The following is a 20,152-nucleotide window of genomic DNA, read 5'->3' as shown; positions in this document are numbered from 1 at the left end:
CTATGGGGCCATGGAACCCCTGAACCGGTCGACCTTCTCCCCGCTCACGCAGATCGGGGTCTCCGCCCCGCCCACCCCTGGGATGATCCATCTGGGGCTCGGGAACTTCCATCGCGCCCACACCGCGGTGTACACCGCGCGGGCGATGGAGGCCGCGGGCGGGGACTGGGGGATCAGCGCGTTCGGGCACCGCAGCCGAGCCGTCGTCGACGCCATGACCGCCCAGGACGGCCTCTACTCGGTGCTGCAGCTGTCCCCGCAGGGCGAGAGCGCGCAGGTCGTCGACGTGCACCGACGCTTCGGGATCCTCACCGAGGACCCCGCGGCCGTCGTCGCGGAGATCGCCGACCCCGCACGCAGGATCCTCACCCTCACCGTCTCCGAGGGCGGCTACGGCTGGTCGCCCAACGCTCGGGGCCTGGACCTCGAGGACCCGGCCATCCGCGCCGACCTCGCCGCGGGAACGGGGGCGGGCCCGGGATCCGGCGACGCCCCGCGCACGGTCATCGGCGCGATCGCCCGGGGCATCGAGCGCCGCGCCGCGAGCGGCGAGCCGTTCACGATCCAGTCCTGCGACAACCTCCAGGGCAACGGCGACGTCGCCCGCGCCGTCGTCACGCAGTTCCTCCAGGAGGCCGGGGCCGACGAGGACGTGCTGCGCTTCGCCGGCACCCGCGTCGGCTTCCCGAACTCGATGGTCGACCGCATCGTGCCCTCGACCACGGACGACACCCGACGCAGCGTCGAGCGCCTGCTGGGCGTGCGCGACGAGGCCCCGGTGCGCACCGAGGAGTTCACCATGTGGGTCATGCAGGAGGACCACCCCGGCGGCCGACCCGGCTGGGAGGCCGGCGGCGCCGTGATCAGCGACCAGGTGGATCGCTACGAGCTCGTGAAGCTGCGCCTGGTCAACGCCTCGCAGTCGCTCCTCGCCTACCTGGGCGTGCTGCAGGGGATCCCCACCATCCCCGGCACCTGGCGGCGCCCGGCCGTGCAGGACACCGTGCTCGCGCAGATCCGCCGCGACGCCCTGCCCACGATCCCGCTGCCCGACGGCCTGGATCCGGAGGAGTACATCGCCTCGCTGGTGCGGCGCTGGGAGAACGTGCCGCTCGCGGACTCGACCTCCCGCATCGCTTCGCTCGGCTCCATCCGCCTGCCCCAGCGCATCCCGGTCGCCGCGCTCCAGCACCTGCGCCAGGGGCGCATGCCGCACGTGTTCGCCCTGCTCATCGCCGGATGGATCGCGACGACCGTCCAGCCCGACGGTGTGGCCGTCACCCCTGAGATGGAGGCGGTCGACGAGCCCGCGCGCGAGCGCATCCTGCGCTCCGTCGGCTCCGCGACCGCTCCGCGCGAGATCGCCCGCGCCGTGCTCGACGCGGGCTTCCTGGGGCACGACCTGCCCCGCGAGGAGGCGTTCACCGAGCGCGTCGGCAAGCTGCTCGAGGTGATCGCCCGCCACGGCATCGAGGCGGCGATGAAGGACGCAATCTAATCCTCCCTTTCGAGATTGAAGGCGACGAGCCTTGTTGCACAAAAGGTTGGAATAGAAATGCGAATTAACCGTCGATTGTCGCGACGGCGCGTAGTTGATTAAATTCCCCACACCCGATCCAGTGCCTCATCGGCGAGAAGTTCTGCACGGCGTGAGATGTCCTCTCTGCTCGGCACTAGAATTCCATCCGCTTTCCACCGCATAAGCTCAAGGTCAAAGTAAACACTACCAGCCTCGAGAGCGGGCAATTTTGCTCTGTAGTCCCCGTTCCCCAAGTTCCCGTTGAGTCCTTCTGTCAGGAGTGCGAGATTTCCGATCGAATATATCGGATCATCGTGCCCTTCCGTTGCGAGCGACTGGGGCTTAATGTGCTCTATGGACCAGGATTCTCCAGTTTGCCCGGCTGGCAGCAATTGCCGGCTTTTAGCGAAGGAAATCAACACGTATGCGATGAATATGCGTCGAGCTCGCAGCTTCTGAGACTGCTTGAGTTGAAGGTTTGGAGCGTAGAATAGGGCGCGAAACGCCTCGCGCGCGCGCAACCTAGACGGTAGGCTAGCGTTGAGCTTGTCTCTCAGATCGGCAATTGCCGCGGCGACGTCCGCCCGGGTACTCGCCTTCTCGAGGCGGACAGCGAATCGATTATATCGTGCACGCGTGCCTCCGGTCGATCCACTATTCGTCAACGCTGTGAACTGGAAATGGAACTTTTCGACCAAACTTACTACGTCGATCAACTGCGTCTTTGTTATCAGCGTTGTCTCTGAAAATTTGCGAGCGACTGCGAGGAGCGTTGAATTCGCGACCGAAACGTTAAAAATTGCTAGAGCGCGCACGCTGTCAACGAACTCAGGAACAGCGAATGGATTTCGAGAACCGCGCTGTGGTGACTGTGCCGGAACAGATTCGTCCTCAAGCCACTGATATGTTTTTGCGTCCACTTCAAGTTCCTGTAGGAACGCCAAATGTGCACGTGGGCTTCCGGCGACGACCTTGCTGATGGCCTTGAAAAGCTCGGGCTCCTTGAGCGCGTCTCGCCGGGAATTCCAGGACTGCCAGATAAATCGATCTGCGGTGTCGGTTGACCCTCTAGTGCTCTCTACCTGACTGATGAGTCTTTCCCATCGGCGCGAGATGGCGCCGCGATCCGATGCGTCGGAAGCTCCGCCTCGAATAAGGAGGTTCTTAACGAGGTCAGTCAATCGTAATTCTGACCCTCTGGTGTTTAATGTTTCGAACACCAGAAATCCGTCTTCTTCCGATGCAAGCTCCACTTGAATAACCCGTGCCTTCAAGGCGTTTGCACGTAGAGCCTTGAGTCGTTCGACCTGTTCGTCCGGCGACAGGCCATCCAGTTCTGAAAGCACTTTCGACTCGAAGAAGGCGCGTGCCGCACCGATTCTCTGGGCGCTCCCGTTCCACTGAGCCCCCGAAGGGATTGCTGTCGGTTTCTGAATTATCTCATAGAACATGTCTTCTGGTCGTTCCAGGACGCGATGCTCTTCGCCGTCGTCATCGGATACCAATAGGTACTTTTGAGTCGTGGCAGATTGGTTCTTGGCGGCTAGCGACGCCGCGGCGTCGGTCGAGCCGAAATCGTGCGTGATTTTGTCGAAGGCGTCTCGTACGACCGATAGCAAAATGGCGCTGGTGGTTAACCGCTGTTGGCCATCGATGATCGAGTACGTGTCGTTGAAGAGTTCCCGCTTTTCGCTTACCCATGTTACCGTAGAGCCAAAAAAGAAGTCACCCTTGGCGAGGATTACGTCATCCCAGAAGTCCACTAGTTGGTCGATCGACCAACTATAGGGGCGTTGGAAGTTTGGCACGCTGTAAAGGCACTGTTGGAAGCAAGATTGGGTTGTCCGTGTCTTGCTAGCGATCGGTATGAGATCGGATACCTCGGTCGACTCTGCCACTGTTCCTCCTTGCGTCCAGTGAAAGTTCCGTACATGTGATGCGGATCATAGCACGAATCTATTCGCCCCGCTATTGTTAGGAGAACCGGGGTGCAGGGTGCCAGCGAGGCTCGCGATCGCTTGTGCGAAACGTCGATGTTGCGAAATCTAACGACCTGATCGAAAGGCCGTGAACCCGCTGGGCCCGAGGCGTTCGAGCTCCTCGCGCAGCAGAGCGCCGAGCTCCGCGCGCCGCTCCTCGTCCATGCGCTCGGTGGGCCCGGTGATGCTCACGGCCGCGGCCCGGCCGTCGAAGCGCAGCGCGGCGACGCCCACGCAGGCGATCCCCTGCTCGTTCTCCTGGACCTCGGCGGACCAGCCGCGCTCCCTCGCCTCGTCGACGACCTCCTGCAGACGAGCCGGCGACACGACCAGGCCGCCGTCGGCCGTCGTCGCCTCCGCGTAGGGGGCGAGAGCGGGGCCAGGAACGCCCTGCGCGGCGAGCATCGCCCGCCCCAGGGCCGTGCGCGCGGCAGGCGCCCGGCTCCCCACGCGCGACCACACCCGCAGGGTGCGCTCGGGCTCGACCTTGTCGAGGTACAGCACGTTCGTGCCGTCCATCGTCCCCAGGTGCACGAGCTCCTGGGAGCTGCGGCTGATGCTCGCCAGCACGGGGGAGAAGAGGGCGGGCAGATGATCTCCGCGCGCATAGCGCTCGGCGAGGACGATGGGCGCGCTGCCCAGGCGGTATCGCTGGTCGGAGGGGTCCTGGATGGCGAAGCCCCGGTGCGCGAGGGCCTGCAGGATGCGGTGCGAGGAGGCCTTGTGGAAGCCGCTCGCCTCCGCGATCTCGCGCAGCATGAGGCCGTCGGGCCCCGCCTCGGCGAGCACGTCGAGCAGCACGAGCGCCTTGTCGACGCTGCCGACGGGGGAGGGGGACGTCGGGTCGGAGCCAGGGGCTGTCGGCATGGGGGCCTTCCGGATCGGTGGGCGAGCCGTGCCCCGCGACGGGGAGCGGACGGCACGTGGTCGGCGATGACCAGGGTGCGGGCGCGATCTTGCCGGGCCCGCGAGGCGGGCCTATAGTGATCACGCATTGCGGAACTGGCGTTTCAGGATACAAAACGATGGGCGATTCCGCCACCGGAACCACAGAAGTCGCCGACACCGGCGCCGCGCGGCCCGCGCGAGGAGGAACGACGATGAAGTCCTTGGTCATCCATGGCGCGGAGGACATCCGCTATGAGGATCAACCTGTGGCCGAGCCCGCCGAGGGCCAGGTGCGCCTGCGCGTGAAGTACGTGGGCATCTGCGGCTCCGACCTGCACTACTACTACCTCGGCCGCAACGGCGAGAACCTCGTGCGGGAGCCCTTCGTCCCCGGCCACGAGCTCTCGGCGACGGTTGACCTCGACCCCTCCGGCGAGCTCGCCCCGGGCACTCCCGTGACCGTGCACCCCGCCCGTTACGGCGCCCCGGTCGAGGGTCTCGAGGAGCGGCCGCACCTCTGGCCCGGAGGCGACTACCTGGGCAGCGCGGGCGTGTTCCCGCACCGCCAGGGCGCCGCCACGGAGCAGCTCGTCGTCGAGCGCGACATGGTGCGCGTGCTGCCCGAGGGTCTCTCCCTCGAGACCGCCGCGCTCGCCGAGCCGCTGGCCGTGTCCATTCACGCCGTGCACATCGCGGGCGACGTCGCCAGGCGCCCCGCCCTGGTCCTCGGCGCGGGCCCGATCGGCCTGCTCGCCGTCTCCGCGCTGCACCATGCAGGGGCCTCCGAGATCGTCGTCGGCGACGTGCGGCCCGAGCCCCTCGAGCGCGCCCGTGCCCTCGGCGCGACCCGCACCGTCCTCGTCACCGAGGAGCAGGTGGATCCCGGGTCGTTCCCCGTCGTCCTCGAGTGCTCGGCGGCCCCTGTCTCGCTGGGCTCGGCCGTCCGGGCCGTCGCCCCCGGCGGCATCGTCGTGCAGGTCGGGATCCTGCCCGACGCCGAGATCTCCGTGAACCTCGCCCCGCTGCTGGCGAAGGAGGCGGAGCTGCGCGGCACCTTCCGCTTCTCCACCGAGATCGACGATGCGATCAGTCTGCTCGTCCAGGACCCGGCGATCGGCGAGGTCGTCACCCAGGTGGTCCCCGCGGCCGACGCGACCGAGGCCTTCGCGACCGCACGCGACGCCTCCCGCTCCGCGAAGGTCCTGCTCGCCCTCTGACCGACAGCGTCCGGGCCGACGAGGTCCGGGCGCCTCCCCGGCCGTCGGTCGTCCGTCGGGCCCGACCGACGCGCGCCCGACCGACGCGTCCGACGGACGCGGGTCCCTCGGACGCGACCCCACACCTCGAGAACACCACCGAAACCACCCCGCCCCCGGGCACCGCGCGAAGGAGCACGATGACTCACGCCCCCACCACCGACGACTCCCCGTCGACCCCCACCGGCACCGGGCAGCCCGAGCGCAGCGTCGGCGACCTCGTGCGCGCGGCCGTCTCCGGCTGGCTGGGCACGGCGCTGGAGTTCATGGACTTCCAGCTCTACTCGCTGGCCGCCGCCCTCGTGTTCAGCGAGCTCTTCTTCGCGAACGACGACCCGGGCATGGCCGTGGTCGGCGCCATGGCCACCTACGGCGTCGGATACATCGCGCGGCCCGTCGGCGCCTGGTTCTTCGGACGCATGGGCGACCGGATCGGGCGCCGCAAGGTGCTCTTCTACACGATCGTGATCATGGGGCTCGCGACCGCCCTGATCGGCGTGCTGCCCGTGTACTCGCAGGTCGGCATGCTCGCTCCCGCGCTGCTGGTGTTCCTGCGGCTCCTGCAGGGCTTCGGCGCGGGCGCCGAGATCTCCGGTGCCGGCGTCATGCTCTCCGAGTACGCGCCCGCCCGCCGGCGCGGCGTGATCGCCTCGCTGGTCGCCCTCGGCACCAACTGCGGCACCCTGTTCGCCTCCGGCATCTGGGCGATCCTGCTGGTCGCCGTCACCGAGCAGCAGCTCATGGACTGGGCATGGCGCATCCCGTTCGTCGCGAGCGCCCTGGTCATGGTGTTCGCCGTGTGGGTCCGCCTCACCCTCAAGGAGAGCCCCGTCTTCGAGGCCCGCGAGGACGTCGTCGAGGGGGAGGCCGTCACCGCGGCCGACGTCCGGGCCGGGGATGCGCCCGCCGAGGCCGTCCGTGCGGTCGAGGCGAAGTCCGTGACCTTCAAGTCCGTGGCCGTGGCCTTCCTGCTGCGCTTCGGGCAGGCGGGCAACTCCGGGATGATCCAGACCTACCTGATCTCCTTCATCACCGTCGTGCTGATGCTGAACAAGCAGCTCTCGACCGAGGTCGTCATCATCTCCTCGCTGGTGGCCTTCGCGACCGTCCCGATCGTCGGCGCCCTGGGCGACCGCTTCGGTCGCCGCACGATGTACGGCGTGACGAGCGCGGCCGCCCTCGTGCTCGTCGTGCCCTGCATGCTCGCGATCTCCAGCGGCACCACCTGGAAGGTGATCGTCGGCTACGTGGTCATCCACAACGTGTCCGTGATGTCGATGGCCTCCATGGAGAACCTCGCCCTCCCCGAGATCTTCGGCGCGAAGAACCGCTACCAGGCCACTGCCGTCGTCCGCGAGATCGCCGCCATCATCGCCACCGGCGTCGCCCCGGTGGTCGCCGCCGCCTGGGTCACGGCGGCCTCCGGCTCGTGGATCCCCGTCGCGGTGATCATCGCGTTCTTCAGCGCCTGTGCGCTGTTCGCCGCGATCTGGATGAAGGAGGTCGCCGGCCGCGACCTCACCGACCCCGAGCCGGCGATGTGACCGTGCTCCGCGCCGGCTCCGCCACCGACCACCCGAGAGGACACTCATGAGCATCCGCAGCATCGACGTCGACGTCACCAGCCCGGGACGCAACTTCGTCACGGCGATCGTCACCACGGACGACGGCGTGACGGGCCTGGGCGACGGCACCCTCAACGGCCGCGAGCTCGCGGTCGCCTCCTACCTGCGCGATCACGTCGCGCCCACGCTCATCGGCCGCGACGAGACGCAGATCGAGTCGACCTGGCAGTACCTCTACCGCAGCCCCTACTGGCGGCGCGGACCGGTGACGATGGCCGCCGTCGCCGCCATCGACATGGCCCTGTGGGACATCGCCGCCAAGCGCGCGGGCGTGCCCCTGTACCGCCTGCTGGGCGGGGCGAGCCGCACCGGGCTCATGACCTACGCCCACGCCTCGGGCACCGATCTCGAGCACCTGGACGACGCGATCCGCGGCTACGTCGAGCAGGGCTTCCGGGCCGTGCGCATCCAGACCGGCGTGCCGGGCCTCGGCCAGATCTACGGGGTGCACGACTCGGCGCCCGGCGGCACCTACGAGTACGAGCCCGCCAGCCGCCTCGCGGCCGACGCCCCGCGCCGCCCCGAGGAGGAGACCTGGGACACCGCCGCCTACCTGCGGCACCTGCCGACGGTCTTCGAGCACGTGCGCAGCGAGTTCGGCCCCGAGCTGCACCTCCTGCACGACGGCCACCACCGGATGCGCCCCATCGAGGCAGCCCGCCTGGCGAGCGATCTCGAGCCCTACCGTCCGTTCTGGCTCGAGGACTGCACCCCCGGTGAGGACCAGAGCGCGCTGCGCCTGGTGCGCGAGCACTCCACGACCCCGCTCGCGATCGGCGAGGTCTTCAACTCCGTCTTCGACTACCAGACCCTCATCACCGAGCGGCTCATCGACTACGTGCGCTCCTCCGCGACGCACGCGGGCGGCGTGACCGGCCTGCGCCAGCTGATGACCTTCGCCGGGATCTACGGCATCCGCTCCGGCTTCCACGGCCCCACGGACGTCTCCCCGGTGGGCATGGCCGCGCACCTGCACCTCGGCCTGGCGATCCACAACTTCGGCATCCAGGAGTACATGCCGCACTCCGCGCGCACGCTCGAGGTGTTCCGCACCTCCTATACGTTCGCCGACGGCATGCTCCACCCGGGGGAGACCCCCGGCCTGGGCGTCGACCTGGACCGCGAGGCCGCCGCGGCCCACCCCTACGAGCCCGCCTACCTGCCCGTGAACCGCCTGCGCGACGGCACCGTGCACGACTGGTGAGCGGCGCCCACCCGATCGCCAGACCCTCCGAGCCCTGACCCTCCGACCCGAGGAGCCCCCATGACCGACCCCCGCACCTCCGCCGCCACGACCGACGCGGGCCTCCCGCCCGCCCCCGTCGACCGCCTCCCGCTGCCCCAGCGCTCCCTCGCCTCACGGCTGATCGTCGTCATGCGCGGACGCGAGGCATCCCAGTACCCCCAGGTCATCGAGACCCTCGCGGAGGCCGGGGTGCGCAGCTTCGAGCTGACCCTCACCACCCCCGGCACGCTCGACGCCCTCCCCGGGCTCGTCGAGCGCTTCGGGGCCGAGGCCGATCTGGGCGTCGGCACCATCACCACACCCGAGGAGGCTCGCCGCGCGGCCGAAGACGGCGCCGCCTACCTCGTCACCCCGGTCACCGACCCCGCGTTGATCGCGGCCTCGATCGGCGCGGGCACGCCCATCGTCCCCGGCGGTCTCACCCCCACGGAGCTGTTCACCTCGTGGCGAGCCGGCGCGAGCGCCGTCAAGGTGTTCCCGGCGGGCACCGTCGGTCCCGGATACGTCAAGGACCTGCACGGTCCCTTCCCCGACCTGCGCGTGATCCCCTCGGGCGGGGTCGACCTCGCGGCCGCCCGGGCATGGCTCGAGGCGGGGGCCGACGCGGTCTCCGTGGGCGGACCTCTGCTCGGCGACGCCTTCCGCGGCGGAGACCTCGGCGCGCTCGCCGACCGCGCCCGCGAGTTCGTCGCGGTCTGCACGGAGGCGGGCCGGTGACGGTCTGGCCCATCCAGGATCCACGCGCGGGGACGGCGCCGCGCGTCGTCACCGTCGGCGAGACCATGGCGCTGCTGCACAGCGAGGGCATCGGCTCCCTCGCGCACGCGCGCACCATGACGATCGGCATCGGCGGCGCCGAGAGCAACCTCGCGATCAACCTGCGTCGCCTCGGCGTCCCCGTCGCCTGGGTGAGCCGCGTCGGGCCCGACGAGCTGGGCGCCCGGGTGCTGCGCGAGCTGCGCGCCGAGCAGGTCGAGGTGCGCGCGGTCGTCGATCCCGACCGGCCGACTGGCCTCATGCTGAAGTCGCATCCCAGCGGCGGCGCGAGCACGGTGCGCTACTACCGCAGCGGCTCCGCGGCCTCCGCCCTCGATGCCGCGGCACTCGCGGGCGACGACGGGAACGGCCTGCCCGACGACCTGCTCGCCGGCGCCGAGATCCTCCACCTCACGGGCATCACCCCGCTGCTCTCGGACACCGCGCGCGAGGCCGTGCTGGACCTCGTCGAGCGCGCCCGGGCCGTCGGCACGCTGGTCAGCTTCGACGTGAACCTGCGCTCCGCGCTCGCGCCCCGCGAGGTCGCCGCCCCGCTGCTCGCGCGCATCGCGGTCGCCGCGGACATCGTCTTCGGCGGTACCGACGAGCTCGCATTGATCGCCGACGCCCTCGCAGCGGAGGCGCAGGCCACCGGCGCGAGCGGGGATGCAGGTGGCGACGCGGCGCGCGGGGGAGAGGACTCTCTGGTGCGCATTCTGCACGCCCACGGGATCCCCGAGGTGGTCGAGAAGCGCGGCGCCGAGGGAGCCCGCGCGCTCGCCGCGGGATCGGTGACCGGCGCAGACGCGACCACGCTCCCCGACGCGGAGCAGGCCGGGGCTCCCGGGCTCAGCGTCGACGTCGTCGACACCGTCGGGGCGGGCGATGCGTTCGTCGCCGGCTATCTCAGCGCCCGCCTCGAGGGCCTGGACCTCGCCGCACGCCTGGCGCGCGGCAACGAGTGCGGAGCGCTCATCTGCACGACCCCGGGCGACTGGGAGGGCGCCGCCCACCGCGAGGACCTGGGCCGCCTCGCCGCGGGCACGAAGGACCCCGTCGTGCGCTGATCCGTGGTCCTGCCGGACCCGGGGGCTCCGCGCGCCACGGCGGCCCGGATCTCGGCCACAATGGCCGCATGACCTCCCCGATCGCGACCCTGGATTCCGTGCTCGCGCTGCTGAGGAAGGACCCGACCGGGGAGGCCGACCTCGAGCGTCTCGCGCACGAGGCGCACGCCCTGCCGGTCGGGGACCTCGTCTACCTGGTGCGCACGAGCGACGCCGAGAAGTCCGCCCTGCTCTTCCGCGTGCTCGACAAGGACCAGGCGCTGCGCGTCTTCGAGGAGCTCGCGCCCCATCAGCAGGCCGAGCTCGTCTCCGCCCTGCGCGACCCACAGGTCGCGCAGATCATCGAGGGCCTCGATCCCGACGACCGCGCCTCCCTCTTCGACGAGCTGCCGGCCTCGGTCGCCGAACGACTCCTGCACGGGCTCGACGCCGACGAGCGCGCGATGACGACGACGGTCCTGGGATATCCGCGCGATGCCATCGGCCGCTATATGTCGCCCGAGGTCATCGCGCTGCATCCCGAGCAGAGTGTCGACCAGGCCCTCGCCCACGTGCGCGCCCACATCGACGAGCCGGAGACGATCTACCTGCTGCCCGTGGTGGACGGCTCGAGGAAGGTCCTCGGTGTCGTGGGCCTGCGCCGACTCCTCGCCGAGGACGGGACGACGCGCGTCCACGACCTCGCGCACACCGCGGTCCTCGCCCGCGCGAGCGAGGAGCGCGAGCAGGTCGCGCGGCGCTTCCTCGCGGAGAAGCTGCTGGCCATGCCCATCGTCGACGGCGAGGAGCGGCTCGTCGGCATCCTCACCATCGACGACGCCATGGCGATCATCGAGGAGGAGGACGCCGAGGACTCCGCTCGTCACGGCGGCGCGGAGCCCCTTTCGCGGGCATACCTCGCGACGCCGATCCTGCAGATCGTGCGCAGCCGTATCGTCTGGCTCGTGGTCCTCGCCGTCTCGGCGATCCTCACCGTGCAAGTGCTCGAGTTCTTCGAGGCCAGCCTCGACGAGGTCGTGGTGCTCGCCCTGTTCATCCCGCTGCTCACGGGCACCGGCGGCAACACCGGGAACCAGGCCGCGACCACCGTGACCCGCGCGCTCGCCGTGGGGGAGGTGCGCGTGCGCGACCTGCCGCGGGTGGTGTGGCGCGAGCTGCGGATCGGCGCGACCCTCGGGTCGGTGCTCGGCACGCTGGGCCTGGTGATCGCCGGGATCTTCTACGGCCTGCCGGTCGGCATCGTGATGGGCCTGACGCTGCTGGCGATCTGCATGATGGCGGCGGTCGTCGGCGGGCTCATGCCGCTGATCGCCAAGCGCATCGGGGCCGACCCGGCGGTGTTCTCCAACCCCTTCATCTCGACCTTCTGCGACGCGACCGGCCTGGTCATCTACTTCTCCATCGCGACGGCGGTGCTGGGGCTCTGACAGGGCGGGACGGGTCGGCCGACGGGCGGGATGGGTCGGCCGACGGGCGGATCAGTGCACGAGCCCGCCGGCATGATGAAGCGGGCCCCCCCCCGGGGGGGGGGGGGGGGGGGGCGGGGGGGGGGGGGGGGGCCGGGCGGGGGGGGGGGGGGGCGCCCGCCCCCCCCCCCCGGCGGGCCCACCCCCCCCCCCCCCCCCCGCGCTCCACCCCCCCCCCGCCCCCCCCCCGCTCTCGTCCCCAGGACCCCTGAGCCATGACACCGACCCACCCCACGCCCGCGCACCGCGCCCCCGTGCAGCGCGACCTCGCCGCGCGCACCGACGAGATCCTCGCCCGCGCTCCCGCCGAGCCCACCGAAGCCGAGCGCGAGCGCGAGAAGCAGGTCGTCTCCCAGTGCCGGTATCTCATGCGCCTGCTCTCCACCAGGCGACGCAGCGCCGGGGAGATGTCCGCGCGCCTGCGCGAGCGCGAGGTCCCGGCCGATGTGGCCCACGAGGTCATGCAGCGGATCGCCCGCGCGGACCTCATCGACGACGCGGCCTTCGCCCGCGACTGGGTGACGCAGCGCCGGGAGCTCCGCGGTCTGGCGGACGAGGCGCTGCGGCGCGAGCTCGAGGCGAAAGGCGTCGCGGACGCCGACATCGACGCGGCGCTGGTGGCGCAGGCGGGCACGCCGCAGCACGCGGAGCTCGAGGAGGAGGAGCGCTGCCGCGAGCTCGTGCGCGGCCGCATCGCACCCGAGAGCCGCCGCACCGACATGGGGGACCGCTCAGAGCGCGCCCGCATGGCCCGCCGCCTCGAGGGGTACCTGCGCCGCCGCGGCTACGACGGCGCGCTCATCCGGCGCGTGGTCTCGAGCGAGCTGCTCGCCGCCACCGGCCGCTGATGGCGCTGCGGCGGGCAGATCATTCCTCCACGAGGGTCGCGGTGCGCGCCACGCGGGCGCCCCGGCGCTGCAGACGCCCATGGCGCTGGACCCACACCGCCAGGCGCGAGAGCAGCACGTTGAGGGTCACGAACACGGCGGCGCCCACGGCCAGCAGGGGGAGCAGGTAGTCGGCGTTGGTGAGCGCGTCGGCGACCCGGCTGATCTGGCGCAGCAGCTCCGCGTAGCCCACGATGTACCCGAGCGAGGAGTCCTTGATGAGGACGACGCCCTGGGCGATGAGCGAGGGGAGCATCATGCGCACCGACTGCGGCAGCTGGATCGTGCGGTAGATCAGACCGCTGCGCATCCCCAGCGAGTACGCGGCCTCGGTCTGGCCGGCAGGCAGCGCGCTGATGCCCGCGCGCAGGATCTCCGCGAAGACCGCCGCGTTGTAGACGACGAGGCCGAAGACCACGGCGACCAGGGGCGAGGCGCCGGGGAGCACCAGGATCCCGAACAGCATGACGAGCACGACGGGCAGCGCACGGAAGATCTCGATCACCGCCGAGGCGAGCCACCGCAGACCGCGCCACGGCGCCGAGCGGAGCGAGACCAGGAGGATCGCCAGGATCATCGCGAGCGGCAGGGAGATCACCGCGGCCAGCAGCGTGTTGAGCAGCCCCCGGAAGACGGCCGACCAGATGTCCTGCACCTGGTAGCCGGCGAAGTTCGGGGGCGCCTCGACGAGGATCCGCCACCGGTCGTCGAACACGCCGTTGGAGGCGAGACGCCACCCCAGCACCACCAGGACGACGACCAGGAGGGCGCCGACCACCCAGCTCACCCGGCGTTCGCGCCGCTTCTCGTCGGGCCCGGGGACGTCGTACAGGACAGGACCGCTGCTCATCGTGCGAACGCCGCCTTCCGTTCGAGGGCCGCTGCGAGACGCCCCAGCGGTATGCAGATGACCAGATAGCACAGCGCGATGCCCACGAGGATCGCGATGACGTCCGAGGAGTGCGCGTTCGTCAGCCGCTTCGAGAGCGCGAACAGCTCGAGCACGCTGAAGGCGCCGGCGACCGAGGTGTTCTTCACGAGAGCGATGAGCACGCTGATCAGCGGAGGGATCGCCGTGCGGAAGGCCTGCGGGAGCACCACGATCGCGAGGTTCTGGCCGAACGACATGCCCAGCGAGCGCGCCGCCTCCGCCTGCCCCACCGCCACCGAGTTGATGCCCGAGCGCACCGCCTCGGCGACGAACGCCGAGGTGTAGCAGGTCAGCGCGATCACCGCAGCCACCTTGTAGGCGAAGGTGAACCCCATCGAGGGGGTCACGAACACGAAGAAGAAGAACACGATCGTGAGCGGGGTGTTGCGCAGGAACTCGGTGTACACGGTCGCCACGGTGCGCAGCGGCGCGTAGGGGGAGACCCGCATGGCGGCGAGCAGCGTCCCCACCAGCAGTGCGAGCACTCCGGCGGTGACGGCGAGGAAGAGGGTGGTGGTGAACGCGTCCCAGACGGCGGCGCGCGAGGCGAGGAGGCTTCCCATGGGCGGCGGCTCGGCGGCGGGCGCTCAGTAGCGGTCGATCTTCGGCGGGTCCGGGGTGGGCAGGACCTGCCCGGCCGTCGACTTCCAGGCCTCCGCCCAGCTGCCGTCGTCGTAGGCCTTCTGGAGGGTGTCGTTGATGAACTCGCGGAAGTCGTCGTCGCCCTTCTTCAGACCGATCCCGTAGGGCTCCTTCGTGAAGGTCTTGCCGTCGTCGACCATCTGCAGCTTGTCCTTGTCGGCCGCGACGAAGCCGGCCAGAATCACGTTGTCGGTGGTGACGGTGTCGGCCTGGCCGTTGTCCAGGGCGGTGACGCACTTGGAGTAGGTGTCGAAGGTGACGAGCTTCGCGTCGGGGTAGTTGTCCTCGATGTTCTGCGCGGGGGTCGAGCCCTCGACCGAGCAGACGTTCTTGTCCTTGAGATCGTCCGGTCCCGTGATCGCGTCGTCGCCCTTCTTCACCATGAGCGCCTGGCCGGCGGTGTAGTACGGGCCCGCGAAGTCGACGACCTTCTTGCGCTCGTCGTTGATCGTGTAGGTCGCGACCACGATGTCGACCTGACCGTTCTGGATGAACGGCTCGCGGTTCGCCGAGACGGTCTCGGTCCACTCGATCTTGTCGGCCTTGATGCCGAGGGCCGCGGCGATCATCTTCGCGATCTCGACGTCGAAACCGGTGGGCTTGCCGTCGGGGCCCGCCTGGCCGAACAGCGGCTGGTCGAACTTGGTGCCGACGGTGATCTTCCCGGCGTCGGCGAGCTTCGCCATCGTCGAGCCCTCCTCGAAGCTCGAGGAGTCGACATCGGCGACGTCGTCGGAGGCGTCGTCGCCTCCTCCGCACGCGGCGAGGGTGAGCGCCGCGGCGGCGCCGACCGTCCCGGTGAGGAAGACGCGACGGCTGGGGGTGCCCGGGCGCAGGGAGAGACCCGTGCGGACGACGGGACCGGCGGGGGAGGGCTGGTGCTCGGTGGGGACGTGATCGGGACGCTGGCGTGACATGACGGGCTCCTTCGGTGCCTCGGGTGCCGAGCGGCTTCGCGCGGCGGTCAGTGTGGTCAGTGGTGGAGGATCTTGGACAAGAAATCCTTCGCGCGCTCGGACTCGGGCGCGGTGAAGAACCGGTCGGGCGGGGCGACCTCGAGGATCCGTCCCGCGTCCATGAACACGACCCTGTCGGCCGTGCGGCGGGCGAAGCCCATCTCGTGGGTGACCGCGATCATCGTCATCCCCTCGCGCGCGAGGTCGGTCATCACCTCGATGACCTCGTTGATCATCTCGGGGTCGAGGGCCGACGTGGGCTCGTCGAACAGCATGAGCTTGGGCTGCATCGCCAGGGAGCGCGCGATCGCGACCCGCTGCTGCTGCCCGCCCGAGAGCTGCGCGGGCAGCTTCTGCGCCTGGTCGGCCACGCCCACCCTCTCGAGCAACCTCATGCCGAGCTCCTCGGCCTCCCGGCGCGGCATCCTCTTGACCTTGATGGGGGCGACGGTCACGTTGTCCAGCACGCTCTTGTGGGCGAAGAGGTTGAAGGACTGGAAGACCATGCCCACCTCCGCCCGCAGCCGCGCGAGCCCGGGCCCGGAGGCGGGCAGCGGACTGCCGTCGATCGTGATGTCGCCGGAGTCGATGGTCTCCAGGCGGTTGATCGTGCGGCACAGCGTCGACTTCCCGGAACCCGAGGGGCCCAGCACCACGACCACCTCGCCCGCATCGACCTCGAGATCGATGTCCCGGAGCACGTGGAGGTCCCCGAAATGCTTCTGCACCTCTCGCATCGTCACGAGAGGAGGGGCCGTCCCGGACTCACTCCGGGACGCAGATGTGGTCTGGGTCATGGCGCGACCGTACGCTCTCCCGGCCGCCCGCATCCCTGCTCGGCCCGGTCCGTTACCCCATGGTGACCTTCGCGGCGCCCCCGTGGACGGGTCGTACCCTGGTCGCATCATGACTTCCGTGCTCGCCCCGCAGAACGCCGACGCCGCCTCCGCCGCCCGCGGCACCTACCAGGTCCGCACCTTCGGCTGCCAGATGAACGTCCACGACTCCGAGCGCCTCACGGGCCTGCTCGAGGAGGCCGGCTACGTCGCCGCGCCCGCCGCAGCGGATCCCCGCCGCGGCGAGGTCGACGTGGTCGTCTTCAACACCTGCGCCGTGCGCGAGAACGCCGACAACCGCCTCTACGGCACCCTCGGCGCCCTGCGCCCCGGCAAGGACGCGAACCCCGGCATGCAGATCGCCGTGGGCGGTTGCCTCGCCCAGAAGGACCGCTCCGCGATCACCGAGCGCGCGCCCTGGGTCGACGTCGTCTTCGGCACCCACAACATCGGCTCCCTGCCCGTGCTGCTCGAGCGCTCCCGCCACAACGCCCGCGCCGAGGTCGAGATCCTGGAGTCCCTCGAGGTCTTCCCCTCGACGCTCCCCACGCGCCGCGAATCCGTCTACGCGGGCTGGGTGTCGATCAGCGTGGGCTGCAACAACACGTGCACCTTCTGCATCGTCCCCTCCCTGCGCGGCACGGAGCGCGACCGCCGACCCGGAGACGTGCTGGCGGAGGTCCGCGAACTCGTCGCGAGCGGCGCGATCGAGGTGACCCTGCTGGGGCAGAACGTGAACTCCTACGGCGTGGAGTTCGGGGACCGAGGCGCCTTCGCGAAGCTGCTGCGCGCCTGCGGGGAGATCGACGGCCTCGAGCGCGTCCGCTTCACCTCCCCGCACCCGGCGATGTTCACGGACGACGTCATCGACGCGATGGCCGAGACCCCCGCGGTGATGCCCCAGCTGCACATGCCGCTGCAGTCCGGCTCCGACGACGTGCTGCGGCGCATGCGCAGCTCCTACCGGTCGAAGAAGTTCCTCGGCATCCTCGACCGCGTGCGCGAGAGGATCCCGCATGCGGCCATCACGACGGACATCATCGTCGGCTTCCCCGGCGAGACGGAGGACGACTTCGCGCGCACCCTCGAGGTCGTGGAGGCCTCCCGCTTCGCGAGCGCCTTCACCTTCCAGTACTCGGTGCGCCCGGGCACGCCCGCCGCGACCATGGAGGACCAGGTCCCGCCCGAGGTCGTCCGCGAGCGCTTCGAGCGGCTCACCGCGCTCCAGGAGCGCATCGGCCTCGAGGAGAACCGCGCCTTCGAGGGCCGCGAGGTCGAGGTGCTCATCGCCGAGGGCGAGGGCACGCGCGACGCGGACACCCACCGCATCTCGGGCCGCGCGGCGGACAACCGACTCGTGCACGTGGCCCTGCCCGAGGACACGGCGGACGGAGAGCGGCCGCGCCCCGGCGACCTCGTGACCACGACGGTCACCCGCGCGGCCGGGCACTACCTCATCGCCGACAGCCCGTTCGCCGTGCGCCGCACCCGCTCGGGCGACGCCTGGGAGGCACGCGAGAGCGGCCTCGGCGACGGCGATGCGTGCGGAACCGGGGCGCCGGCCCCGCAGGGGCCTGTCGGCCTCGGCATGCCGACCCTGCGCGCCCGCTGACGACACCCGGTCCGCGGCCGTGCCGGTGATCCTCCGCCCGCGCCGACGCGGGTCAGTGCGCGCCGACGCCCCCGCGACCCGCGAGGACGCGGCGGGCCCACGCCGGGTCGTCGCTCGTGACCGTGTCGACGCCGAGGGCGACGGCGCGGTGCAGCGGCTCCTCGTCGTTGATGGTCCAGGCGTTCACGAGATGCCCGGCCTCGCGGGCGCGGGCGACGTCGGCGTCCGGCAGCTTCGACATCTGCAGGCTCACGGCCTCGGTCCGCAGCTCCTCGGCGAGCGCCCAGAAGTCCTCGTCGGCGACGTGCGTGATCGCCGAGAGCGGGATCTGCGGAGCCACCGCCCGGGCGGCGCGCAGCGCCTCGGGCTTGAAGGAGATGATCCAGGCGGGGGCCACCCCGTCTCTGCTCTGGTCGAGGTCCCGGTCGACGAGCAGCTGCGCCGTCTGCTCGGCGGCCGCGACCGCCTTGACCTCGACGAAGATCGGGACGCCCGCGCCCTGGGCGATGTCGAGGACCGCTTCGAGGGAGGGGACGCGCTCGCCGTCCGGCAGCAGCACGGTGTCGAGCTCGGCGCGGGTGAGCTCCGCGAGGGCGCCGCTGCGCAGCGGGGAGTCCTCGGCGGCGGTGCGGTCGATCGTGGTGTCGTGCATGATCACGAGCTGCCCGTCGGCGCTCAGGTGCACGTCGCACTCGAGAAGGTCCGCGCCCGCGTCGACGCCCGCGCGGAAGGCGCGCAGCGTGTTCTCGGGAGCGAGCCTCGCGGCGCCGCGGTGTCCTACGATCTTCGGCTGCATCAGCCGATCACCTCCTGCAGGTCGTCATGGTTCTCGTCGAGGATCTTCTGGACGGCCTCGGCGATCGGCACGTACGCGGTGTTGCGGCACGGACGCCAGCGCGGTCGGCCCCAAGCTCCCGAGGCGGATCCCCCGAGCGGGCGGGCTCAGTCGTCGAGCTCGTCGACCTCCGCGCCCAGGCGCTCCTCGAGCTCGTGGAAGAACGCGATGACGGTGCGCAGCCCGCACTCGATCGCGCGGTCGATCTGCTGATCGGAGGCGCCCGAGCTGAAGTCGGAGGTGACCTCGCCGTACAGCCCCAGCAGGCCCTCGGACTCGCGTCGCACGTACACCTTGGGCCAGACGCGGCTCATGTTCCACTCGTTGCAGAGCTTGAGCATCTCGGGCTTGTGGGCGCGCGAGACGGAGCGGTTCCAGCGGCCGCGGATCTGCAGCACGCTCCCGGCCTCGCCGGTGAGCATGAACTGGAAGCGGTAGTCGTCGAACCGCGCGCGCAGCACCTCGGGATGATCGGTGTCCTCCACGAAGGCGTAGCCGTGGCCGGACAGCGCCGCCTCGACGCGGTCGGTGCTGATCGGGTCCAGACCCTCCATCGACGCGGTGGCGGAGGAGGCCTGCTGCTGTGTCACCTGGAACCTCGTGGACGTAGGGGCGATCGGGACGGGCCCCACACTAGCCCCTTGCGCGCGCGAGGGCACCGCGGGGGTTGTCCACGGCACTCCGGGTACAGTGCGCAGCATGCCCGCGCCCGCCCCGCACCTGCCGATCGTCGCGATCGTCGGCGCGACAGCCACGGGCAAGTCCGACCTGGCCCTCGACCTCGCCGAGAGTCTGGACGGCGAGATCGTCAACGCGGACGCCCTGCAGCTCTACCGCGGCATGGACATCGGCACGGCGAAGGTCGGCGCCGCCGAGCGCGAGCGCGTCCCCCACCATCTGCTGGACGTGCTCGAGGTGACGCAGGAGGCCAGCGTCTCCGCCTACCAGCGCGAGGCCCGTGCGGCGATCACGGAGATCCGCGCCCGCGGACACGTGCCCGTCGTCGTCGGCGGATCCGGTCTGTACGTGCGCGCCCTCCTCGACGACATCCGCTTCCCGCCCACGGATCCCGAGGTCCGTGCGCGACTGGAGCGGCGCGCCGAGAACGAGGGCGTCGCCTCCCTGCGGGCCGAGCTCGAGCGCACCGATCCCGAGGCCGCCGCGGCGATCGGAGCGCAGGACGCGCGACGCATCGTGCGCGCCCTCGAGGTCGGCGAGATCACCGGAGGATCCTTCCGCGCCTTCCTCCCGCGGCGCGAGCACCTGGATCCCGCGACGCTGCAGATCGGACTGCACCGCGAACGCGAGAACCTGCGTGCACGGGTCGCGGTGCGCGTGGATCGGATGGTCGAGCAGGGACTGCTCGACGAGGTCCACGCCCTGCGTGCGCAGGGGCTCGACGAGGGCGCGACCGCGCGCCGCGCGATCGGGTACGAGCAGGCGCTCGCAGTCCTCGACGACGCCATGACCTGCCGCGAGGCGATCGACGCGACCGTCGCCGGGACCCGGCGCCTGGTGCGCAAGCAGGACACCTGGTTCCGGCGCGACGAGCGCGTGGCCTGGTTGCCGGCGTCCTCCGACGATCTCCTCGCACGTGCGCTGGACCTCGTCGCCGCGCATCGCGCGGAGGTGCGCGCGTAGGCTTCCGGGC

Annotated in this window: 18 protein-coding genes; 10 read left to right on the top strand and 8 right to left on the bottom strand. The window is 70.6% G+C overall.

Annotated features, from left to right (window positions below; translation table 11 throughout):
- Positions 1–10: 10 nt before the first annotated feature.
- Complete coding sequence (locus I8D64_RS03985) at positions 11–1,498, top strand: mannitol dehydrogenase family protein (RefSeq protein WP_200501157.1); 1,488 nt, start codon at positions 11–13, stop codon at positions 1,496–1,498.
- Between the two features lie 98 nt (positions 1,499–1,596).
- Here the strand turns inward: I8D64_RS03985 and I8D64_RS17720 are convergent, their stop codons facing one another.
- Together I8D64_RS17720 and I8D64_RS03975 are read right to left on the bottom strand one after the other, a co-directional pair.
- On the bottom strand, positions 1,597–3,417 hold the full coding sequence (locus tag I8D64_RS17720; protein WP_200501156.1) for a GmrSD restriction endonuclease domain-containing protein: 1,821 nt from the start codon (positions 3,415–3,417) through the stop codon (positions 1,597–1,599).
- 147 nt (positions 3,418–3,564) lie between these two features.
- Positions 3,565–4,365 carry an IclR family transcriptional regulator gene (locus I8D64_RS03975; RefSeq protein ID WP_200501155.1) on the bottom strand — a complete coding sequence of 267 codons (801 nt, stop codon included), beginning with the start codon at positions 4,363–4,365 and terminating at the stop codon, positions 3,565–3,567.
- 233 nt (positions 4,366–4,598) lie between these two features.
- Here I8D64_RS03975 and I8D64_RS03970 point away from each other — a divergent pair, with 233 nt between their 5' ends.
- The 7 genes from I8D64_RS03970 to I8D64_RS03940 all read left to right on the top strand — a co-directional run bounded on the left by I8D64_RS03970 (position 4,599) and on the right by I8D64_RS03940 (position 12,650).
- Positions 4,599–5,603: an L-idonate 5-dehydrogenase gene (locus tag I8D64_RS03970; RefSeq protein WP_200501154.1), complete on the top strand. Its 1,005-nt coding sequence runs from the start codon at positions 4,599–4,601 to the stop codon at positions 5,601–5,603.
- A gap of 179 nt (positions 5,604–5,782) precedes the next feature.
- Positions 5,783–7,186, top strand: a complete 1,404-nt coding sequence (locus I8D64_RS03965) for an MFS transporter (protein WP_200501153.1) — start codon at positions 5,783–5,785, stop codon at positions 7,184–7,186.
- A 46-nt stretch (positions 7,187–7,232) separates the two neighbouring features.
- A complete protein-coding gene (gene manD / locus I8D64_RS03960; RefSeq protein ID WP_200501152.1) occupies positions 7,233–8,471 on the top strand; it encodes a D-mannonate dehydratase ManD in 1,239 nt (412 codons plus the stop codon).
- Between the two features lie 60 nt (positions 8,472–8,531).
- The gene (locus I8D64_RS03955) at positions 8,532–9,230 is read left to right on the top strand and encodes a bifunctional 4-hydroxy-2-oxoglutarate aldolase/2-dehydro-3-deoxy-phosphogluconate aldolase (protein WP_200501151.1); all 699 of its coding nucleotides are present in this window, start codon (positions 8,532–8,534) and stop codon (positions 9,228–9,230) included.
- Positions 9,227–10,336 (top strand): sugar kinase, encoded by a 1,110-nt coding sequence (locus tag I8D64_RS03950; protein WP_343068416.1) that lies wholly within the window; start codon positions 9,227–9,229, stop codon positions 10,334–10,336. Before I8D64_RS03955 ends, I8D64_RS03950 begins: the two co-directional genes overlap by 4 nt.
- Before the next feature lie 68 nt (positions 10,337–10,404).
- Positions 10,405–11,763, top strand: coding sequence for a magnesium transporter (gene mgtE, locus I8D64_RS03945; RefSeq protein WP_200501150.1), 1,359 nt, complete (start codon positions 10,405–10,407; stop codon positions 11,761–11,763).
- Between the two features lie 254 nt (positions 11,764–12,017).
- Positions 12,018–12,650 carry a regulatory protein RecX gene (locus I8D64_RS03940; protein ID WP_200501149.1) on the top strand — a complete coding sequence of 211 codons (633 nt, stop codon included), beginning with the start codon at positions 12,018–12,020 and terminating at the stop codon, positions 12,648–12,650.
- Between the two features lie 19 nt (positions 12,651–12,669).
- Here the strand turns inward: I8D64_RS03940 and I8D64_RS03935 are convergent, their stop codons facing one another.
- The 4 genes from I8D64_RS03935 to I8D64_RS03920 are packed head-to-tail and all read right to left on the bottom strand — an operon-like array spanning position 12,670 to position 15,955.
- Positions 12,670–13,539 (bottom strand): amino acid ABC transporter permease, encoded by an 870-nt coding sequence (locus I8D64_RS03935; RefSeq protein WP_200501148.1) that lies wholly within the window; start codon positions 13,537–13,539, stop codon positions 12,670–12,672.
- Positions 13,536–14,183, bottom strand: a complete 648-nt coding sequence (locus I8D64_RS03930) for an amino acid ABC transporter permease (RefSeq protein ID WP_200501147.1) — start codon at positions 14,181–14,183, stop codon at positions 13,536–13,538. Before I8D64_RS03930 ends, I8D64_RS03935 begins: the two co-directional genes overlap by 4 nt.
- Before the next feature lie 24 nt (positions 14,184–14,207).
- On the bottom strand, positions 14,208–15,179 hold the full coding sequence (locus I8D64_RS03925) for a glutamate ABC transporter substrate-binding protein (RefSeq protein ID WP_200501146.1): 972 nt from the start codon (positions 15,177–15,179) through the stop codon (positions 14,208–14,210).
- A gap of 56 nt (positions 15,180–15,235) precedes the next feature.
- Positions 15,236–15,955 carry an amino acid ABC transporter ATP-binding protein gene (locus I8D64_RS03920; RefSeq protein ID WP_425490264.1) on the bottom strand — a complete coding sequence of 240 codons (720 nt, stop codon included), beginning with the start codon at positions 15,953–15,955 and terminating at the stop codon, positions 15,236–15,238.
- 169 nt (positions 15,956–16,124) lie between these two features.
- Between I8D64_RS03920 and miaB the strand changes: the two genes are divergently transcribed.
- Positions 16,125–17,666 carry a tRNA (N6-isopentenyl adenosine(37)-C2)-methylthiotransferase MiaB gene (miaB, locus tag I8D64_RS03915; protein ID WP_200501144.1) on the top strand — a complete coding sequence of 514 codons (1,542 nt, stop codon included), beginning with the start codon at positions 16,125–16,127 and terminating at the stop codon, positions 17,664–17,666.
- Positions 17,667–17,718: 52 nt separating this feature from the next.
- On the opposite strand, the gene I8D64_RS03910 is transcribed toward miaB, so the two are convergent.
- Both I8D64_RS03910 and I8D64_RS03905 read right to left on the bottom strand, forming a co-directional pair.
- Positions 17,719–18,462, bottom strand: coding sequence for a glycerophosphodiester phosphodiesterase (locus I8D64_RS03910; RefSeq protein ID WP_200501143.1), 744 nt, complete (start codon positions 18,460–18,462; stop codon positions 17,719–17,721).
- A gap of 146 nt (positions 18,463–18,608) precedes the next feature.
- Complete coding sequence (locus I8D64_RS03905; protein WP_227488213.1) at positions 18,609–19,091, bottom strand: type III secretion system chaperone family protein; 483 nt, start codon at positions 19,089–19,091, stop codon at positions 18,609–18,611.
- Between the two features lie 109 nt (positions 19,092–19,200).
- Here I8D64_RS03905 and miaA point away from each other — a divergent pair, with 109 nt between their 5' ends.
- Complete coding sequence (gene miaA, locus I8D64_RS03900; RefSeq protein ID WP_200501142.1) at positions 19,201–20,142, top strand: tRNA (adenosine(37)-N6)-dimethylallyltransferase MiaA; 942 nt, start codon at positions 19,201–19,203, stop codon at positions 20,140–20,142.
- Positions 20,143–20,152 lie beyond the last annotated feature (10 nt).

The organism is Brachybacterium halotolerans (genome assembly GCF_016623465.1).
Taxonomy (GTDB): domain Bacteria; phylum Actinomycetota; class Actinomycetes; order Actinomycetales; family Dermabacteraceae; genus Brachybacterium; species Brachybacterium halotolerans.
Note: the sequence above shows the minus strand (reverse complement) of the source record. Positions and strands in the feature narration are given on the sequence as shown.